This window comes from Microvirga terrestris (assembly GCF_015694425.1).
Taxonomy (GTDB): Bacteria; Pseudomonadota; Alphaproteobacteria; order Rhizobiales; family Beijerinckiaceae; genus Microvirga; species Microvirga terrestris.
In genome coordinates this window covers 335388-355170 of record NZ_JADQDN010000001.1, presented here as the reverse complement: position 1 = coordinate 355170, position 19783 = coordinate 335388, and the positions used below count along the sequence as shown (strand labels likewise).

Annotated in this window: 12 protein-coding genes; 6 read left to right on the top strand and 6 right to left on the bottom strand. The window is 58.9% G+C overall.

What is annotated here, in order from left to right; all coding sequences use genetic code 11:
* Window positions 1–7: 7 nt before the first annotated feature.
* On the top strand, window positions 8–1165 hold the full coding sequence (locus I2H36_RS01550; RefSeq protein WP_343234381.1) for a L,D-transpeptidase family protein: 1158 nt from the start codon (window positions 8–10) through the stop codon (window positions 1163–1165).
* A gap of 29 nt (window positions 1166–1194) precedes the next feature.
* Here I2H36_RS01550 and I2H36_RS01545 read toward each other — a convergent pair whose 3' ends face one another.
* The gene (locus I2H36_RS01545) at window positions 1195–1569 is read right to left on the bottom strand and encodes a hypothetical protein (protein WP_196262124.1); all 375 of its coding nucleotides are present in this window, start codon (window positions 1567–1569) and stop codon (window positions 1195–1197) included.
* Between the two features lie 640 nt (window positions 1570–2209).
* On the opposite strand from I2H36_RS01545, the gene I2H36_RS01540 reads away from it, so the two are divergent.
* Both I2H36_RS01540 and I2H36_RS01535 read left to right on the top strand, forming a co-directional pair.
* Window positions 2210–3631, top strand: a complete 1422-nt coding sequence (locus I2H36_RS01540) for a protein adenylyltransferase SelO (protein ID WP_196262123.1) — start codon at window positions 2210–2212, stop codon at window positions 3629–3631.
* Window positions 3632–4129: 498 nt separating this feature from the next.
* A complete protein-coding gene (locus I2H36_RS01535; protein WP_196262122.1) occupies window positions 4130–4735 on the top strand; it encodes a hypothetical protein in 606 nt (201 codons plus the stop codon).
* A 171-nt stretch (window positions 4736–4906) separates the two neighbouring features.
* Here I2H36_RS01535 and glgA (I2H36_RS01530) read toward each other — a convergent pair whose 3' ends face one another.
* A complete protein-coding gene (glgA, locus tag I2H36_RS01530) occupies window positions 4907–6433 on the bottom strand; it encodes a glycogen synthase GlgA (protein WP_196262121.1) in 1527 nt (508 codons plus the stop codon).
* Between the two features lie 248 nt (window positions 6434–6681).
* Here glgA (I2H36_RS01530) and treZ point away from each other — a divergent pair, with 248 nt between their 5' ends.
* From treZ to glgX, 3 genes are all read left to right on the top strand, one after another.
* Window positions 6682–8502 (top strand): malto-oligosyltrehalose trehalohydrolase, encoded by a 1821-nt coding sequence (treZ, locus tag I2H36_RS01525; protein ID WP_196262120.1) that lies wholly within the window; start codon window positions 6682–6684, stop codon window positions 8500–8502.
* Complete coding sequence (locus I2H36_RS01520) at window positions 8499–13352, top strand: malto-oligosyltrehalose synthase (protein WP_196262119.1); 4854 nt, start codon at window positions 8499–8501, stop codon at window positions 13350–13352. Before treZ ends, I2H36_RS01520 begins: the two co-directional genes overlap by 4 nt.
* A 123-nt stretch (window positions 13353–13475) precedes the next feature.
* A complete protein-coding gene (gene glgX / locus I2H36_RS01515; RefSeq protein ID WP_196262118.1) occupies window positions 13476–15683 on the top strand; it encodes a glycogen debranching protein GlgX in 2208 nt (735 codons plus the stop codon).
* Between the two features lie 21 nt (window positions 15684–15704).
* On the opposite strand, the gene glgA (I2H36_RS01510) is transcribed toward glgX, so the two are convergent.
* From glgA (I2H36_RS01510) to I2H36_RS01495, 4 genes are all read right to left on the bottom strand, one after another.
* On the bottom strand, window positions 15705–17153 hold the full coding sequence (gene glgA, locus I2H36_RS01510; protein ID WP_196262117.1) for a glycogen synthase GlgA: 1449 nt from the start codon (window positions 17151–17153) through the stop codon (window positions 15705–15707).
* On the bottom strand, window positions 17150–18433 hold the full coding sequence (glgC, locus tag I2H36_RS01505) for a glucose-1-phosphate adenylyltransferase (protein WP_196262116.1): 1284 nt from the start codon (window positions 18431–18433) through the stop codon (window positions 17150–17152). The genes glgA (I2H36_RS01510) and glgC overlap by 4 nt, the downstream gene beginning before the upstream one ends.
* Window positions 18434–18574: 141 nt before the next feature.
* On the bottom strand, window positions 18575–18898 hold the full coding sequence (locus I2H36_RS01500) for a DUF2934 domain-containing protein (protein ID WP_196262115.1): 324 nt from the start codon (window positions 18896–18898) through the stop codon (window positions 18575–18577).
* 195 nt (window positions 18899–19093) lie between these two features.
* Entirely contained in the window at window positions 19094–19708 is a 615-nt protein-coding gene (locus I2H36_RS01495; RefSeq protein WP_196262114.1) for a VTT domain-containing protein, read from the bottom strand.
* Window positions 19709–19783: the final 75 nt, after the last annotated feature.

Sequence of the window (19783 nt, the reverse complement as noted above, 5' to 3'; positions counted from 1 at the left end):
AGTTCCGGTGGCAACGATCTCACAGGATTCCCGGCCGACGCTGGATGCCAACACTTTCATTAACACGATGCGGGCTGCTTGGACCTACAAGCGCATTGCCGAAGCCGGAGGCTGGCCCTCGCTCCCGGACGGGACAATCATGAAAGTGGGCGACAAGGGGCCACTCGTTCCAGTTCTCAGGCAGCGTCTTATCGCCGAAGGAGATCTCTCTCCCGAATTCGCGAGCGGGACGACCTTCGACACTGCCCTCCTCAGCGCGGTCAAGCGGTTTCAGGCGCGGCACGGTCTTTCAGAATCCGGTGCAGTGCGAGCAAGGACGTTGGAGGCTCTCAACGTTTCCGCAGTAACGCGTCATCGTCAGCTCACCGCGTCGGCGCAGCGACTGGCGGGCTCCACATTCTCCTTCGGCGACAGATATGCGGTTGTCAACATTCCCTCAGCTGCCGTGGAAGCTGTCGAGCAGGGTCAGGTTGCCCGGCGTTACGTCGCTATCGTCGGTAAGGTCGACAGGCCCTCGCCTACTGTTGAAACGCGCGTTACGGCCGTCAATCTCAATCCGACTTGGACGGTGCCGGTCTCCCTGATCAAGAAAGACATCATTCCCCATGTGCGCAACGATCCGGATTATCTGCAGAAGATGAAGATCCGCATCCTGGATGCGAAGGGACAAGAGGTCGACCCGAAAGCGATTGACTGGTCGACGCAGAGCGCCGTCAACTACACGCTCAGGCAGGATCCGGGAGCGATCAACTCGCTTGGGCAAATCCGCATCGACATGCCGAACAAGCATGCGGTCTATATGCACGACACGCCTAAGAAGCAACTTTTCGCTCAGGACATCCGCTTCCATTCCTCGGGCTGCGTCCGTGTAGCCGATGTGGGCGATTTTGCCGAGTGGCTGCTGCGCGGCACCAACGGATCCTCAGGTGCGTGGACGAAAGCAGATATCGACACAGCCATCGCCAGCACAGCGCGTCAGGACATTCGCCTCGACAAGCCCGTTCCGGTTGCCTGGGTTTATCTGACCGGGTACGCAACGGCCGATGGCACGGTGCATTTCCGGAACGATGTGTATGGGCTCGATATGCCGAGAACAGATCCTGTATCTGAACAGGAGGCTATCGACGTGCCAGCAACTGCATCCATCAAAACCAAACGCCTGTGAAGCCTTCGAAGCGCAGGATTTCTGATGTCTCACAAGCTTTTTCGGCGCAACAGGCCTCCTGACGACGGCACTGTTACCCTGGCCTTACGCCATTCGAAAACTACATCCTGAAGCATGTCAATGGCGGCTATGGCTTGGGCTCGTGAGGCCGCGATCGCGGTAGGATCGCGCAGGGCGAAACGATCTGTGTCCTGAACAAGCCGCCTGCAACGATCTTCCACAAGGCGCTTCGCCTCCTGCAGGCGCGGATGTGATGTTTCGGCACCGGTCATCTCGTCACAGAAACGCAGAACATCGCGTGCAAGATTCTCGCCCGAGTACAAGCCTGAATAGCTATCGATCATGCTGCGGATGTAACCGAGCGAGTAACGAATTTCTTGCCTTAATACCGTATCACTGCTCATCGCGCGTCCCCGGATATGGAGCTGCATTCCTGCCTGAAAGGGCGATGAAGGGCGTTATGCCCTACCGATCTCTAATAAGGTGTTAGCCTGGCTTTCCGATCTGGCGTTCAGGAGGAGTGCCAGCTGGAGACAATGCGGGCTGAATACTGCGCTCGGTGAACGCAACTGGGGAGAACAGAATTTTTTCAAGGATAGGACCGGCAACGATCCCGGCTACGAACGTGAATGCAATGACGATCAAGCCTATTCGGCCACAAAGGCTCAGCACATCTCTCAATGACATGGACTCGCCTCCCGCTTGCTTCGTTGGATGAAGCTTAGAAGACGGTGCCATTGCCGCCAATAGGCTAAAGCATAAGATCGCTCGAACAGCGAATGCTAATGCCTAAGCAATTTGCCCGAACATACGGCAACCAAAGCAGTTTCGGAATCGGACCCTTGCCGTAAAAATTTTTGGGTTCAGGTGCGAACAGTGCCCCCGCCCGCATCATATGCAACAATGTATTGAAAAGTTTCGCTGAAGATTCGAACCTGCGGCTCTGATAACCCTCTCACCCATGCTGCGCTGCCTCACCCCGACTGATCAGGTGAACAATTCAGCCTTGTTGGACTTGATCATTGGTTGAACAGGATTGCTCGAATGCCCTACTCGCCTTCCTTTTCTCCCTCGAAGCATCACGAGGAGCTTGGGCTTCCTTTCTACGATATCGTCGAGCCAGCAAGCTTTCCGCAGCATGTTCTGCGCTACCGAAACCAGCGATGGGCAGAGCGGGTTGGTCTCGACGCTTTGTCCGATCAGGAATGGATCGACCATTTTGGCCGTTTCAGGCCATTGCCTGGAAGCTTCGAGCAGCCGCTGGCCCTGCGCTATCACGGCCATCAGTTCAGGACTTACAATCCTCATCTCGGCGATGGGCGAGGCTTCCTCTTTGCGCAACTGAAGGACGCTGAGGATGGACGGCTTCTCGACCTTGGAACCAAGGGGAGCGGGCAGACCCCATGGTCGCGTCATGCGGACGGCAGACTCACGCTCAAGGGCGGCGTGCGAGAGGTCTTGGCAACCGAGATGCTGGAGGCTCTCGGAGTCGAAACCTCCAAATCCTTCAGCCTGATCGAAACGGGCGAGGAACTCGAGAGAGGCGACGAGCCATCCCCCACCCGCTCCTCAGTTCTGGTGCGCCTCAGCCATTCCCATATCCGCATTGGAACGTTTCAGCGATTTCTTTATCTCAATGAGGCCGACAATCTCCGAAAACTGCTCGACCACAGCGTTCGAATCTACCTGCCCGAGGCTTGGCGCGACGGGGAGCCGGCCCGTGCGGCCGCCTTTCTCGAGCAGGTCAGCCAACGCGTGGCCCGTATGGGCGCGCAGTGGATGGCCGCGGGCTTCGTACATGGTGTGCTCAATACCGACAACATCAACATCACTGGAGAAAGCTTCGACTACGGACCATGGCGCTTTCTGCCCCATTACGATCCCGGCTTCACGGCCGCTTACTTCGACGAGACCGGCCTCTACGCGTTCGGACGGCAGCCCGATGCACTGCTTTGGAACCTCTACCGCTTGGCTGAGTGCCTGCTTCCCCTAGCTCCGCAGGATGTGCTGGAGCAGGCGCTCGCCTCTTTCGAGCCTGCCCTCCACCGAGAGTTCGCACAGGCAATCCTGCGTCGCCTGGGTCTCCAATCCAGAGGCTACGAACACGACGGAGCTTTGGCCAAAGCTCTTTGGACCTTCCTTCACGAGACTCGCGCTCCATTCGAGCAGACGTTCTTCGACTGGTATGGAGGCACCCTGAGCATTAGACGTGCTGAGAAGAGCAGTTCAGCAAGATTCTATTCGCACGAGGCCTTTCAAGCTTTCAGAACGATTTTCAGTGAATTCTCACCCTCGCATGACATCCGGCTGGGACATTCCTACTTCGAGCGGCCTACGCCTTGCACAATGCTTATCGATGACGTCGAGGCCATATGGGCACCTATTGCCGCTGAGGACGACTGGTCGCTTTTTGCTACCAAACTTGAAGATATCCGGACAATGGCAGAGGCCTACCAGCCCCTGTGATCTTCTCAGAATAATATCCTGCGCTCCGGGTTAAAGCCACAATGGTCAAGCTACAAGCAACGAATAACCAACCTGCAACCACATGAAGCAGAGCTATTTAAGCCTAACATAGCGCATGACCCAGGAAAGTTCCCCTTTTGGAATGAATAGATTTTTATCATAACCCAGGAACGTTATTCATATACATGCGTCTATTAGCCAAGCAGGCTGTCATGAGGCAGCTAAACATCACAATTGGCTAATTTTGTAGGTGAACACATGAAGCGCTCACACGCTCTTGCATTGTCTAGCGCAGCCCTCTTCCTCGCTGTCGGCTCCCCAGCCTCTGCCCAAAATCTCAGACCTGTGCCGCAATGTGTCCCGGCTGTTGCCAATCCATCCATGTACGGCAACTGCCGCCTGCATGTCGTGCAGGGCCAAGAAGTCTGCCGTTGTGCCGTCCGTCCTCAGGCACTCCGCAGAATGGATCCGACCAGTGACCGGAATCAGACCGATGCTATGACCGGCTCAATCAGCCGCAATCCTGCTATCGCGCCCGGTGCCGGAAATCCTGTGGTTGGTTCACCTTCCGGCGTTAACGACGGACGTAGCCCCAGCCGCGGCGGCGCTGTTGCGGATCGCGGCAACTCCGGTACCGGCAGCGTCGGCGGGTCTGTCGACAATGGTCAGACCCCTGGGGGTACGGGCAGCATTGGTGGCAATGGCGGAACCAGCGGCAACGGCGGCAACGGCGGCACTGGTGGAACCGGGAATAATGGTGGCACGAGCGGCAATGGAGGCGTCGGATCGGGCAACGGCAATAATGGCCATGGTAATGATGCCGACGGTAACGACTCGTCGAACCCAGGCAACTCCAACAACGGCGACGGCACCGACCAGGATGGCTCCGGCGGAAACGGTGGCGGCAAAGGAAACGGCAATGGTGGCGGCCATGGCAACAACGGCCACGGCAATGACCCTGACGGAAACGATTCGTCCAACCCAGGCGGCTCGAACAACGGTGATGGAACGGACGCGGACGGCCCAGCCGGCGGCGGAAACGGGAACGGTGGCGGCCATGGCAATGGCGGCGGCAACGGAAACGGGCGCGGCGGCAAGGATTAAACTAGTCTGATCGAACCTCAACAAAACCCCGTGGCTGCGATCCAGCCACGGGGTTTTTCTTTCTGGTATCATAACGATGATTGCTCATCACCGCCCTGATCACCCGACACCAGGAGTTGAATGACATTCAGATCATAAAAGCGGAGCACACTCAGATCGGTTTTAGGGTGATTAAACCAGAGCCGCTTGGCAGGCTCGCTCGTAGACTTCGTGATAGCGGGAAGCTGAACGGTCCCAACCGTGAGGCCTGTTCATCGCAGCGCGACGCATATTCGTGAGGCGTGAACGAGAACGGAATGTTTCAAGACCTCGTCTAATCGCGTCCTTGAAACGGTTGAGCGAGGGCTCACCGAACAGGAAGCCGGTGACGCCGTCCTCAATCGTGTCGGCCAATCCACCTGTCTTATGCGCGATCGGCAAGGAGCCAAAGCGCTGGGCGTACATCTGGCTGAGACCGCAAGGCTCGAACCGGGATGGCATGAGCAGAAAATCGCTGCCCGCATACATGCGACGGGCGTCGCCCTCGTCATACCCAATCTTGACGCCGACGGAACCGGGATGGCGGCTCGACAGAGCCTTCAGTTCGGCCTCGAACCGAGCCTCGCCCTGCCCGATGACCGCGATCTGTCCCCCTTGAGAAACGATGGTTTCCGCCGCCGAAATGGCAAGGTCGACACCTTTCTGGTGAACGAGGCGCGACACCACGGCAAAGAGTGGCCCGGAGGACAGGTCAAGGCCGAAGTTCTTGCGCACAATATTGGCGTTCGCACGCTTGCCTCGGAAATTATCGGAGGAAAATCGGGTGACCAAGTAAGGATCCGTACTCGGATCCCAACTCGCATCGATGCCGTTGATGATGCCGTCGAGACGCCCTTCCTCGGCGCGGGTTCTGAGGAGGCCATCGAGACCACACCCGAATTCAGGTCGCGTGATCTCCTGGGCATAGGTGGAGCTCACAGTCGTAATATGAGAAGAATAGTATATGCCTGCCTTCAGGAATGAGAGCTTGCCGTAAAACTCGACGCCGTTCATCTGAAAGGCAGCATCGGGAATGCCGAGATGAGACAAGCGATTGCGGTCAAAGTTCCCCTGATAGGCAAGATTGTGAATTGTCAGGATTGTCGGGATGCGCTGCCCGCGCCAGGCAAGATAGGCTGACGCAAGTCCTGATGGCCAATCATTGAGGTGCAGAAGATCGGCGCGCCATAACGGATCGCTATTACCGCAGGCGATGTCGGCCGCCGCCAAGCCGAGACGCGCAAAGCGGATGTCGTTGTCACTCCAATCGGCACCAAAGGTGTCGACATAGGGTGACCCGTCACGGTCGTAGAGGTCCGGGCACAGAAGCACATAGACGGTCAGGCCGTCCTGAGTCGTTCCCCGTCCAAGGCCGCAGGCCGGTATGCCGAATGAAGCCGGTAGACGGGCGATCTCCTCCAGGTCGCCGATCTGTGAGAGAACCTGACGATAACCTGGAATGAGAATGCGTACATCGTAATGATGGCGAAGCGCGCGCGGTAACGCTGCCGAGACTTCACCCAGGCCGCCAGCCTTGATGTAATCGGCGATCTCGGATGTAACGAAAAGAATTGACTGACGGCGCTTAATGGAAACGGAAGCTTGGGAGCCGTTCAGAAGTTCGGCATGCGCCAAGGTCGAGACACCTGAAACAGTGTCCAGTTGAGATGAGTCCAGCATATTAGCTCAGAGGCGCGATCCCCATCGACTCCCCGCGCCATAGGCAGTCGGGCTTTTAACTCACTCACCCTGGGTGTGGTTCCACTGAAAATTTGCAAAATTTTTGATTAACTCTTTCGGCCAGCTTGGCTAAGCACGGTGCTCGATGGAAGACCTGCAGCAACAGCTTGGCTGTTTTTGCTTTTGCTCCGGAACATTGCCCTGCAATGTTCGTTCGCAAGTGCCTCCCCATGTTTTCCGGAGTTCAGATGCGGCGCGTTCACTCCATGCCCTTTGGGGCTGAGATAGCCCCCGAGGGTATTCGTTTTGCCCTGTGGGCGCCTACTGCCAAGGACGTGAAGCTCGTGCTCGATACTGCCGAGCTTCAAATGACCACCAGTGACGATGGCTGGTATCGGTTTGTCTCACAAGAGGCCCGTGCAGGCAGCCGCTATGGCTATCGGATCGACGGAACCCTTGCAGTGCCCGATCCAGCTTCCAGATTTCAGCCTGATGACGTCCACGGCCTGAGCCTCGTCGTCGATCCTGGAACATATCAGTGGTCTGACACAGCCTGGACCGGACGCGCATGGGAAGAGACCGTCCTCTATGAGGTGCATGTGGGAACTGCGACGCCGGAGGGCACCTATGCGGGCCTGATGGCAAAGTTGGAAGACCTGCGCGATCTCGGCATCACGGCCATCGAGCTCATGCCCATCGGTGAGTTCCCGGGACGGCGCAACTGGGGTTACGACGGCGTCTTGCCATACGCGCCGGATGCAGCCTATGGCAGCCCCGACGACCTGAAACGCCTCGTGGAGCGCGCACATGCGCTCGGTCTCATGGTCTTCCTCGACGTAGTCTACAACCATTTCGGCCCGTCAGGGAATTATCTCCACGCCTATGCCAAGACCTTCTTCACGGATCGCCACCCGACGCCCTGGGGAGCAGGGATCAACGTCGATGGAGAAGGCAGCCGGAACGTACGCGACTTCTTCTTTCACAACGCGCTTTACTGGCTGGAAGAGTTCCATATCGATGGACTTAGATTCGATGCCGTCCATGCCATCGTGGATGACAGCAAGCCGCACTTCATCGAGGAGCTGGCAAACAGAATTCGTGAGACCATCCCAGATCGCCACGTTCATCTGGTGCTTGAGAACGAAGCCAACCAAGCGCGCTGGCTCGGCCGCAATTCCGGGGGGCAGCCGACACTCCACACGGCGCAATGGGCCGATGACATCCACAACTCGTGGCATGCCCTTCTAACCGGAGAGAACGAAGGCTATTACGAGGATTATGCCAATCGCCCTCTTGAGCATCTTGGACGGGCTTTGGCGGAAGGCTTCGCCTATCAAGGCGACCCGTCACCGCATAAGGATGGTGTCGTCCGTGGCGAGCCCTCGGGCCATCTGACTCCAACGGCTTTCGTGTCCTTCCTTCAGAACCACGATCAGGTGGGCAATCGTGCCTTCGGTGAGCGTCTTTCGCATTTGATTTCACCCGAGCGCTTGGCTCTCGCGCAAGGTATCCTCCTCCTCTCGCCGAACATCCCGCTGATCTTCATGGGTGAGGAATGGGCCGCCTCGACGCCATTCCAGTTTTTCGTGGATTTCGAGAGCGAGCCGGATCTGGCCAAGGCCGTACGTGACGGACGACGCGGCGAGTTCAAGCGTTTCAGGGCCTTCACGGATCCGGAGATGTCGCAGCGCATTCCCGATCCGACTGATCGCGCGACGTTCGAAGGGTCCAAGATCAACTGGTCAGAGATTCCGCAATCGCCTCATCAGGAGTTTCTCGCGCAAACCCGTCACTTGCTCGACCTGCGACAGACGGAGATTGTGCTCCTCCTGAAGAGCCAGTATCGCGGTTCGAACTATGCGATCTCATCAGAGAAATCCCTCGACGTAACCTGGACCTTCTCGGCCGGCACGCTTCGCGTGCTGGCCAATTTCGGCGACGGAATCGTAGGCGGGATGATGGATGAAAACACACGATTGCTCTGGTCGAGCGGGGGAGCCAAGATTTCAGACGGTCGCCTAAAGCTTCCACCGTGGTCAGCAGTCGTCATGAAGGGAATTTCAGCATGAGCAAGCTGGACGCTCTGCTGGAGCGGATGGCCGCGCTCGTCGGCATTTCCCCGGACTACAGCGATGCCTTCGGAAAGAGGGTCGAGACGAGTTCCAACACGCGAGAAGCCCTGCTCGCCGCTCTTGGGATCGGCGTCGCATCCATAAAAGAGGCGCAGGAGAGTCTCGAGCGACTGGAGCGGTTGAAGTCAGGCCCGCTGCCTGCAGTCCTGACAGTGGAAGCCGAGGTGCCTGCGACAGGCAAATTGCGCAGCGCTACCGGTGCATCGGCATGGACCCTGATTGAGGAAGGTGGAACCACTCACGAAGGCCGCCTCACCCAAACCAGCCGCACCCTCGATCTCCCTTCCCTGGCGATGGGCTATCACCGGCTTCGGTTGGGCGATCATGAGACGACGATCATCGCCGCTCCTGGCAAGTGCTGGGAGCCCGATGCCATGAAAGGGGACACAAGGCTTTGGGGGCTGACGGCCCAGGTCTATTCTTTGCGCTCAGAGCGCGACCTCGGGATCGGAGATTACTCGGACGTGGCTCTCACCGCAGAAGCCGTTGGCCGCTTTGGTGGCGCGTTCCTGGGCCTCAGTCCGGTTCACGCACTCTTCGCAGCTGATCGCTCCAAGATCTCCCCCTATTCGCCATCCTCACGCCTGTTCCTCGAGTCTCTCTACATCGACCCAACAATTGTCGAAGGCTATGCGGCGTGCGGCGCGCAGCGGCTGCTCGAGAATTCGGACGTGCAGCAGCATCTCGACAAACTGCGTGGCGCCTCGCTTATCGATTACGCCGCAGTCTGGGCCATCAAGCGCCCCGTCCTCGATGCACTCTGGTCCTGGTTCCAAGCCTCTGGGGACAAGGCTGCCTTCGAGGCGTTTCGCCAAGAGGGCGGTGAGGCCCTGGAGGCGCACGCCACCTTCGAGGCGCTCTCCGAGCATTTCCGAGCGCAAGGACGATCCTGGATCGGTGAGTGGCCCGAAGCCTTTCGATCTGTCAGTTCGGACGACGTCAGACACTTCCGGTCGCAGGAAGCGGAGAGTGTCGCCTTCCACGCCTGGCTGCAATGGCAGACCGACTGGCAGTTGGGTCAGGCGGCCGAACGGGCCCGCGCTGCCGGACTTCCCATCGGACTCTACCGCGACCTCGCCGTTGGATCTGATGGCGGCGGATCCGAGATATGGTCGACACCGGAACGCTATGCGCCAGGATTATCCATCGGAGCACCACCGGATCCGCTCGGACCACAAGGACAAGATTGGGGCCTACCGCCATTCAACCCGCTCACCCTTGAGGAGCAGGGCCTTGCCGCCTTCCGCGATCTAGTCTCGTCCAATATGCGCCATGCTGGCGCGATCCGCATTGACCACGCCTTCCAGCTCCAGCGTCTCTTCCTGATCCCGTCCGGCGCTCCCGCCTCGCAGGGAGCCTACGTGGATTACCCGTTCGAGGCCATGATGGGGGTGTTGCGCATCGAGAGCCACCGCGCCCGTTGTCTGGTAATCGCGGAAGACCTTGGCACGGCTCCGGAAGGCTTTTCCGACGCGATCATGGAATCCGGTGTCCTCAGCTACAGGGTGCTCCCCTTCGAGCGGAGTGAATCCGCCTTCAAGAAGCCGGACCAGTATCCGCGTTCGGCTCTTGCCGTGATTACCACCCACGACCTGCCGACCTTCACCGGGTGGTGGCGCAGCCTCGATGTCGACCTGCGCCAGACGCTGGGCATCTTCGACCGGAAGACCTCTGATCGGGAGCGTGTCGCACGCAAGATGGACAAGGGCCATTTTGTCGAGGCGCTTGCGGCGGAAGGCCTTCTGCCCTCAACGCAGGTACCGGAGGAGCCGCCGCTGGATGCGACCATCCGTTACCTCGCCCGCACGTCCTCGGTACTCACGGCCGTGCAGATCGAGGACGCATCCGGCGAGTTGAATCAGCCCAACATGCCGGGCATGGATGTCGGTCATCCCAATTGGCGCCGTAGGCTGTCGAACACAATTGAAGATATGGCGGCCCCCGGCAGCCTGCTGGCGAAGCTTTCCGTCGCCCTCACCGAAGAGGGCCGGGACGTGCGCACCCGCAGGAGCGTTCTCGCGGCTCCGCCGCCCCGGGCCACTTACCGCCTGCAATTTCACAAGGACTTCACGTTCGACGATGCCGTGAAGATCGTGCCGTACCTGGCGAAACTCGGCATCAGCCATGTTTATTCCTCTCCCATCCAGGCGGCTGCTCCCGGGTCCACCCACGGTTATGACATCGTCGACCATTCCGTGATCAATCCGGAGCTCGGAGGAGAAGACGAGTTCCGCCGCTTCTCGGAGACTCTCAAAGAGCACGGCCTCAAACTCGTGCTCGATATCGTGCCGAACCACATGGGTGTCGGTGGCCAGTCCAACGGCTGGTGGCTCTCTGTGCTGGAATGGGGGCGTCTCTCCCCCGTGGCCGATGCATTCGACATCGACTGGGAACGCTCCGGAGCCGGCGGCAAGCTGATCGTTCCGTCAATGGGCGGCCTTTATGGCGAGGTTCTCGAAAGGGGCGAACTACAGCTGAAATTCGATTCCGAGGATGGCTCTTTCAGCGTGTGGCACTGGGAGCATCGCTTCCCAATCTGCCCCGCGACTTATCCCGAGATCCTGGACCACGCGCTGGCATCGCTGAGCAATCCCGACAAAGCTGGAAAGCTGCGGAGTATCACCGAGCGCTTGCGAGCCATGAGAGAGCAGGCCTCTAGCAAGAGTTCCTCATCACTTCCGAAGGAAGCAGAGGGGTTGCAGCATGATCTAGCACAGGTAGTTGCTGCTTCGCCGGATCTGCAGAGAGCCATCGACAGGGCCATCGCATCCATCAACGGCAACGCGGACGATCCGGAGAGCTTCGAGGCCCTGCATCGCCTCCTGGAGGCGCAGGCCTACCGCCTCTCCTACTGGCGGGTGGCATCCAGCGATATCAACTATCGCCGGTTCTTCGACATTAATACCCTGGCCGGTATTCGTGTTGAAATCCCGCACATCTTCGAGAAGACCCATGAGCTGATCCTCCGCCTCGTGAACGAGGGGCTCGTTCATGGTCTCAGGATCGACCACATCGACGGTCTCGCCGATCCGGAGGGCTACGCTCGTGCCCTTCAAGAGAAGGTTGGTCCCGGTTTCTATGTGGTGGTCGAGAAAATCCTTGAGCCTGGCGAAGAGCTGCGTCCCTGGCCCGTGGCCGGAACGTCGGGCTACGACACGCTCAATCTGGTTGACGGCGTGCTGGTGGACGGACGAGCAGGCGATGCCTTCGAGAAGATCTACCGCGAGGCGTCGGGCTTACAGGGCTCATATGAAGATCTCCTTAAGGAAGCCAAGGTCGAGATCACGGAGAAGAATTTCGCCAGCGAACTCGGAGTTCTGGTATCCGATATCAAGGCTATCGCCGATGCCAGCCGCCGCACACGCGACTACACGACGTCTGCCCTGCGTCAGGCTCTGGTGGAGATCGTCGCCACGTTTCCTGTCTACCGCAGTTACCTGAAGGACGGTGAGCCTGCGGCCGAGGATGTGCGGCTGATCGAGAAAACGATTGAGGCTGCCAGGACCTCCAGCACCCTCCCCGATCAAACCGTGCATGACTTTATCGCCTCTGTTCTTCTCGGGCGGTCTCAAGATAGCAATCCGGAAGACGTGCGCCGCTTCTGCCGCCGTTTCCAGCAACTCACGGGTCCGGTCATGGCCAAGAGCCTGGAAGACACGCTCTTCTACCGCTATGGACGCCTGATCGCCTTGAACGAGGTTGGCGGCGACCCTAGTCACTTCGGGCTGACGCCAGCTGCCTTTCATCAGGCAAACATGGACCGTGCCCGAAACTGGCCTTACGCCATGATCGGCACCGCCACGCACGATACGAAGCGCGGCGAGGATGCGCGCGCCCGACTTCTCGCCCTCTCCGAGATGCCAGAAGAATGGGCGAATGCCCTAAGCGTTTGGAAGGAGTTAGTATCACTCCACCTATCTGAGATCGACGGCATTCCTGCACCGGATGCCAATGATCAGGTCATCCTGCTCCAAGCCCTTCTCGGCGCATGGCCTCTGGAAATCATGGAGAAAGCCGGTCGCAAAGAATTGGCCTCGTTCCAAGAGCGAATGGAAGGATACCTCATCAAGGCGCTCCGTGAAGCCAAGCGGCATACGAATTGGGTTGCCCCGAACGAAGCCTATGAGAATGCTGCTCTTGGACTCCTGAGAGCTGTACTCGACCCGAAGAGCCTGTTCCTGGAACGCTTCGGCGACCTGATCCGGCGCCTCTCCACATTGGGGATGCTGAAAGGGCTGACCCGCACGGTTCTCAAGCTAACCCTGCCGGGGGTGCCTGACATCTACCAGGGTACGGAGTTCTGGGATTTCTCCCTGGTCGATCCCGACAACCGGCGTCCCGTGGATTATACGGCCCGGGCAAAGGCTCTGGAGAAGGCTGATACACTTAACTCCTTGATGGGGACTTGGAGCGATGGGCGGATCAAGCAGAGGATTATTGCTGTTCTGCTGCAAGACCGAGCCCAATCACCGGCGCTCTATGCCGAAGGCGATTATCAGACGCTCGAAGTTGAAGGTGCTCACACAGACCATCTTCTGTCTTATGTCAGGCGGCATGGGACCGATGCTCTTGCCATCGTCGTTCCGCGTCTTTGGGCGAACCTGATCAAGAGCAATGACCCATCCGTCGACGCCGCAATCTGGAGCGACACAAGCATTGAGCTCGCCCAGGGCACTTGGCTGAATGTGTTAACCGGAGACGAGATCCTCATCGAACGAGATCGGGCAAAAGTCTCCAATCTGATGAAGGAGATTCCCTTCGCCATTCTAAGGCGGGGCCCCTCATAAGGGACAAAATTCTCCTGTGTGGATGACACGCTGAACATATAGTTCAGCTTGCCGGGGACTTCCTGCGGGCTTGCGCGTTGACGAGCACAGACATTTTGCCTCGCTTGGCTTCCGAGATTTCCAATGAATGACAAAGTCAATACCCGTGAGCAATCGCCGCCTCAGATCGTCGCGCCGAACGTGCGGCGCACCTCCCGCGTCCGGGAAGGACTTCCGTATCCCCTTGGAGCCACCTGGGATGGGTTGGGTGTGAATTTTGCGATCTTTTCCGCAAATGCCACGAAGGTTGAGCTTTGCCTCTTCGACGAGGACGGAGAGCGGGAAATCGAACGGGTCGAACTCCCGGAATATACCGACGAGGTCTGGCACGGCTATCTGCCAGACGCGCGGCCGGGAGCGACCTATGGCTACCGGGTTCATGGACCCTACGAACCCACGGCCGGCCACCGATTCAATCCCAACAAGCTCCTGCTCGACCCCTATGCCAAGCAGCTCATCGGCGACCTGAAGTGGAACCCGGCCCTGTTTGGATACACTCTCGGCTCGCCTGACGCCGACCTCTCCTTCGACAAACGCGACAGCGCGCCCTTCATGCAAAAATGTCGAGTTGTCGAGTCGGCTTTCACCTGGGCGCGGGCACGCCGGCCACAGATCCCGTGGGAGCGATCTATCATCTACGAGACCCATCTGCGCGGCTTCACCATGCAGCATCCGGCGGTGCCAAAGGAGTTTCGTGGCACGTTCTCGGGTCTCATGCAGCATGAGGTGATCGAATACATCAAGAATCTCGGCGTCACAGCAGTCGAACTGCTGCCAATTCATGCTTTCGTGGATGACAGCTATTTGGTCGAGAAGAAGCTGAAGAACTACTGGGGCTACAACTCGATCGGCTTCTTTGCGCCGCAGCCGCGCTACCTCGCAACACCCTTCATCAACGAAGTGAAGGAGATGGTGAGCCATCTCCACGATGCCGGGATCGAGGTGATCCTGGATGTGGTTTATAACCATACCGCCGAAGGCAATGAGTTGGGGCCAACCCTGTCTTTCCGGGGCATCGACAACGCCTCCTATTACCGCCTCGCCCCTGATCCACGCTACTACATCAACGATACGGGAACCGGGAACACCGTGAACCTCAGCCACTCTCGTGTACTCCAGATGGTCACGGATTCTTTGCGATACTGGGCGCAAGAGGTTCAGATCGACGGCTTTCGCTTCGATCTCGCGACGATCCTGGGCCGTGAACCGCACGGCTTCGAGGAAGATGGCCGCTTCCTCGACGCCTGTCGCCAGGATCCGGCGCTCAGCCAGGTCAAACTGATTGCCGAACCATGGGATTGCGGACCCGGTGGCTATCAGGTCGGGCGCTTCTCACCCGGCTGGGCCGAGTGGAACGACCGCTATCGCGATACGGTGCGCGCCTACTGGAAGGGCGAAGAAGGAAAGCTGCCGGAGCTTGCGGCCCGTCTCACGGCATCGGCGGACATCTTCAACAAGCGCGGGCGCCGACCATGGGCTTCCGTGAACTTCGTCACAGCCCATGACGGCTTCACGCTGAACGATCTCGTCTCATATAACGAGAAGCACAACGAGGCGAATGGAGAGGACAACAAGGATGGCCACGATCACAACCTCTCCTTCAACTATGGCGTAGAAGGACCGACGGAAGATCCCGATATACGCTCCCTGCGCTTGCGCCAGATCCGCAACATGCTGGCCACCCTGCTTTTCTCGCAAGGAACGCCGATGCTGCTGGCAGGCGACGAATTCGCCCATACCCAGCAGGGCAACAACAATGCCTATTGTCAGGATAACGAGGTGTCCTGGATCGACTGGGAAGGCATCGACCAGGATGGCATCGAACTTCTCGAGTTCACACGCAAGCTGATCCAGCTACGTCAGAACCTGCCGATCCTGCGACGCATGCGCTTTCTCTCCGGCATCTACAACGAGGAGCTCGACGTCAAAGACGTGACGTGGCTCACTCCTGCGGGCGATGAGATGACGCCTGAAAACTGGGAGGATCCCAACGCCCGCTGCATAAGCATCCTGCTGGATGGTCGTGCTCAACCGACCGGCATTCGCCGGCGAGGCACGGACGTGACTCTCCTCATGATCATGAATGCCCATAATGATGTGGTGAAGTGCACCCTGCCGGAGGTGGTCGGCGGAGAGGCTTGGATGTGTCACATCGATACCAACCACCCGGATCTGGACACTCCGGCGGAGTTCGGTTTCGGCAAGGTGTACTCGGTCACGGCTCATTCTCTGCTGCTGTTCCAACTGAAACCAGTCAAGCAGCCAAAACCCGAAAAACGGAGGAGCGCCTGATACCGTGCTCCTTTTTCGGCCTCATGTCGACAGGCAGGACCCGTAGAGGCGGGCATATTGCTTTGCGGGGCGACGCCAACTCACATCCGCGCGCATGCCGTTGCCCTGCAGGCGCCGCCATGCATCTCTTTCGCGCCAAAGAGCTTTCGCGCGGTCGATAGCATCTGTAAACGGCGAGAGCGCGACAGGCCCGAACTGGAAACCTGTGGCGACTCCGGCAGAGACCGCCATCTCATTGGCATCGATCACAGTATCGGCCAGCCCACCCACCCGAGACACGATGGGCACGCACCCGTAGCGCATGGCGCACAACTGAGTCAGGCCACAGGGTTCAAACCGTGACGGCACGAGCAGGGCATCGCTGCCGCCCTGAATCAGGTGAGCGAGCCCCTCGTCATAACCGAAGAAGCAACCGACTTGGCCAGGATGGGCGAGGCCGGCGCTCCGGAATCTGTCTTCAAGGATTCTGTCTCCAGAGCCCAGGAGTGTCAGTTGTGCGCCACCGGCAAGAAGTCTCGACAAGCCGGCGAGCACGAGGTCGAGACCTTTCTGCTCGGACAGGCGGCTGACGACGCCGAAGAGCATCACGTCAGGATCCTGGCTCAAGCCCAAGTGCTTTTGCAGTGCTCGCTTGTTGGTTATCCGGACATCGAGATCGTCACGAGTGTAACTCTGCGCGAGGTTCGTGTCCGCAGAAGAATCCCAGACCTTGTCATCGATGCCATTGAGAATGCCCGACACGACAGTCGAGCGAACTCGCAGCAATCCATCGAGACCCATTCCGCCCGCTGGCGTCTGAATTTCCTTGGCATATGTCGGTGAAACGGTCGTGATCCGATCCGCATGCTGCAAGCCGGCCTTCAGGAATCCGATCTGCCCATAATATTCGACGCCGTCGATGGTGAAGGTGCTGGCCGGCAATCCCAATTCGAACAACAGGTGTGGAGGAAAAACGCCCTGAAAGGCGATGTTGTGTATGGTCATGACCGTTGCAGGGCGCGGGCCTTCCGTGAGGCTCAGGTAGATCGGCACGAGCCCAGCCTGCCAGTCATGGGCATGAACTACGTCGGGCGCGAATCCCGGCGCCACTCCCTGTCCGATATCGGCCGCCGCCCGAGCGAGGGCCGCGAAGCGCCGCGCGTTGTCCGGCCAGTCCCGGCCATCAGGCGCGAGGTAGGGAGACCCGGGCCTGTCGAAGAGATGCGGGACATCGATGACGAAAAGGTCCAGATCCCCTGCTCTTCCTGACAGCAGAGTTGCCGCTCCGCCAAAGAAGCTAAGATAACGATGTACGACCTCCATGGCCTCTAGAGCCTTCAGCACAGCCGGATATCCCGGAACGAGCGTGATGACCCTCACACCCTCGGCCGCAAGGGCGGATGGAAGGGCCCCGGCGACATCGGCCAGTCCGCCTGTCTTGATGATGGGAAAGATCTCTGACGTGACGGAGAGAATGTTCAGAGGCCTCATCCGGCCAATCTCTCGATCATCGGCTTCGTGATGAGGCTGATGCCCTTTTCGGTGCGGCGGAAGCGCTGAGCGTCGAGTTCAGGATCCTCGCCCACCACGAGCCCATCGGGGATGCGTACGCCCCGGTCGACGACAACGTTCTTGAGCCGCGCACCTTTTCCCACGTCCGCGAAGGGAAGAATAACGGCTCCCTCGACGGAGGCATAGGAATGGAGATGCACGCCTGTAAAGACGAGCGACTGGCGGAGAGCCGCACCTGACACGATGCAGCCGCTGGAAACGAGCGAGTTGATGGCATGACCGCGGCGCCCCTCCTCGTCGTGGACGAATTTCGCTGGCGGCCATGTTTCCGTAAAGGTCGAGATCGGCCAGTCATGGTCATAGAGATCGAGGGAGGGAACGATCGCCGTCAGGTCGATATTGGCCTCCCAATACGCATCCACGGTCCCGACATCCCGCCAGTAGGCCTCTGCATCAGGCCCACCAGCCTCCGCTCCGGAGCGGACGCAGGATCGCGTGAACCGGTGAGCCACGGCTTTTCCGTGCTGGACCAGATAGGGTATGATGTCCTTTCCGAAATCCCGGTTCGAGCCGGGTGTCTCCGCGTCGCGTCTCAGCTGATCAAACAGGAAACGGGTGTTGAAGACGTAGATGCCCATGCTCGCCAGAGCCTTGTCCGGATTGTCCGGCATGCCGGGCGGGTCGGCGGGCTTCTCAAGGAAGGAGATGATGCGATCCGTCTCATCGACGGCCATCACGCCGAAGCCGGTCGCTTCCATGCGCGGCACCTCGAGGCAGCCGACGGTCACATCGGCCCCCATGTCGACGTGCTGGCGCAACATGAGCTCGTAATCCATCTTGTAGATGTGATCGCCGGCTAGGATGATGATGTACTCGGGGTCGATGCTCGCGATGATATCGATGTTCTGATACACCGCATCGGCCGTGCCTTCGTACCACATGGTTTCCGAGACACGCTGGCTGGCCGGCAGAATGTCGAAGCTCTCGTTCCGCTCGGCGCGGAAGTAGTTCCAGCCCCGCTGGAGATGACGAATGAGGCTATGGGCCTTGTACTGTGTTGCCACTCCGATGCGTCTGATCCCTGAATTCAGGGCGTTCGAGAGTGCAAAATCGATGATTCTGGTGTTGCCCCCGAAGTAGACGGCGGGCTTGGCGCGAATGTCGGTCAGTTCCATCAGTCGGCTGCCGCGCCCACCTGCCAGAATATACGCCATGGCATGACGGGCGAGAGGCGCATAGGGAACGCTGGGATTCTGCAAGGCCGGGTCCTCACATCAAAGGCAGTCACCTGATTATATAGAGGCCGTAATGGCCGCGGGTACTTGTCGCGTGATTGACTTCAACGGAGTACCGCCCGGGAGCCTCCGACCAGCGGCCGAAGGCTTGTGTGCTGATCGTGCTCAAGTCACCCGCGTTGTCCGCCGACGCTTCGGCGTAGCGGCTGGAGCCTCACTGCTTTCCTCCACTGGAGCCGGAGCAGAATTGCGTTTCTTGCGGGTCTTCGGAGCAACCGGAGGAGCTTCATCGGCCGTCATGCTGGTCATGCCCAAGGGGGCGGGATCGATAAGGGACGGAGGTTGGACGCCGGAACCTTCGCCGCTTTCGCCGCGAAGCTCGCGCTCGGCCTGATACCAATATTCGTCTGCGCGATCAGGAAGAGCCCCGTGCCGCATCCAGAGCTCGTAAGCCCGCTCACGGATTTTGCTTTCTAGTTCCTTGTCCATGGTCGCCCTTCAGTCCTGATGTCATGCCTCAAACCAATGAAGCGCAAAGGAAAGCCAGCCGGACATCCTGCCGCAGTTGGCGCGCTCATCGTGCGAACTGTGTAAATTATTAGGCGCTTTGCCAGATTGGCAACGGCAGGAACCTGAATCTGCTGCAAATGCCTGCTCAAAAATCGAATCGCTCCCGATGAAATTTCAGGCGCGTTCAATGGCCTCAGGCGCCTTGAAGCGGATGGCCCTATACACATACCAAACAACCAGAGCTGCAAACACGACATTCGAGATTGGGTTCAACCATCCCGAAACCCGCTCGTACTGGCTTTCAAGAAGATATCCGGCACCCGCGAGGAAAACCGTCCAGAGAGCCGTCCCGAGGGAACTCCACAGCAGGAAAGTGGAAATAGGGATGCAATTTACTCCTGCAGGGACAGAGATAAGGGAACGGATTGTCGGGATCAGGCGCCCGAAGAACAAAGCGAGGCCCTGATGGCGGGCGAAGAACACCCTGGCCTGATCCACCTCGTCGGGATGCATGGTCAGCCATCGTCCATGTCTGGCGGCGAAACGCTTCAATCGTTTCGGGCCGATCCAGCGGCCAATCAGAAACCAGAAATAGGCGCCGGCGAGCGAGCCTATCGTGCCCGCAAGAACGACTCCTGTGAAGCTGAGCGTTCCCTTGGCGGCGGAGAAGCCCGCCAGCGGCATGATGAGTTCCGAAGGGATCGGCGGGAAAACATTCTCCAGCAGCATGAGCAGGGCAATGCCGACATATCCGGCCTTGTCGATGAGGCTGACAATCCAATCGAACACGTTGTTCCACCTGTTGTGATGTGATCCGGGAATTTGCTGATGCAGATTCGATCCGCAAGTCAGATCGCCCTGGGC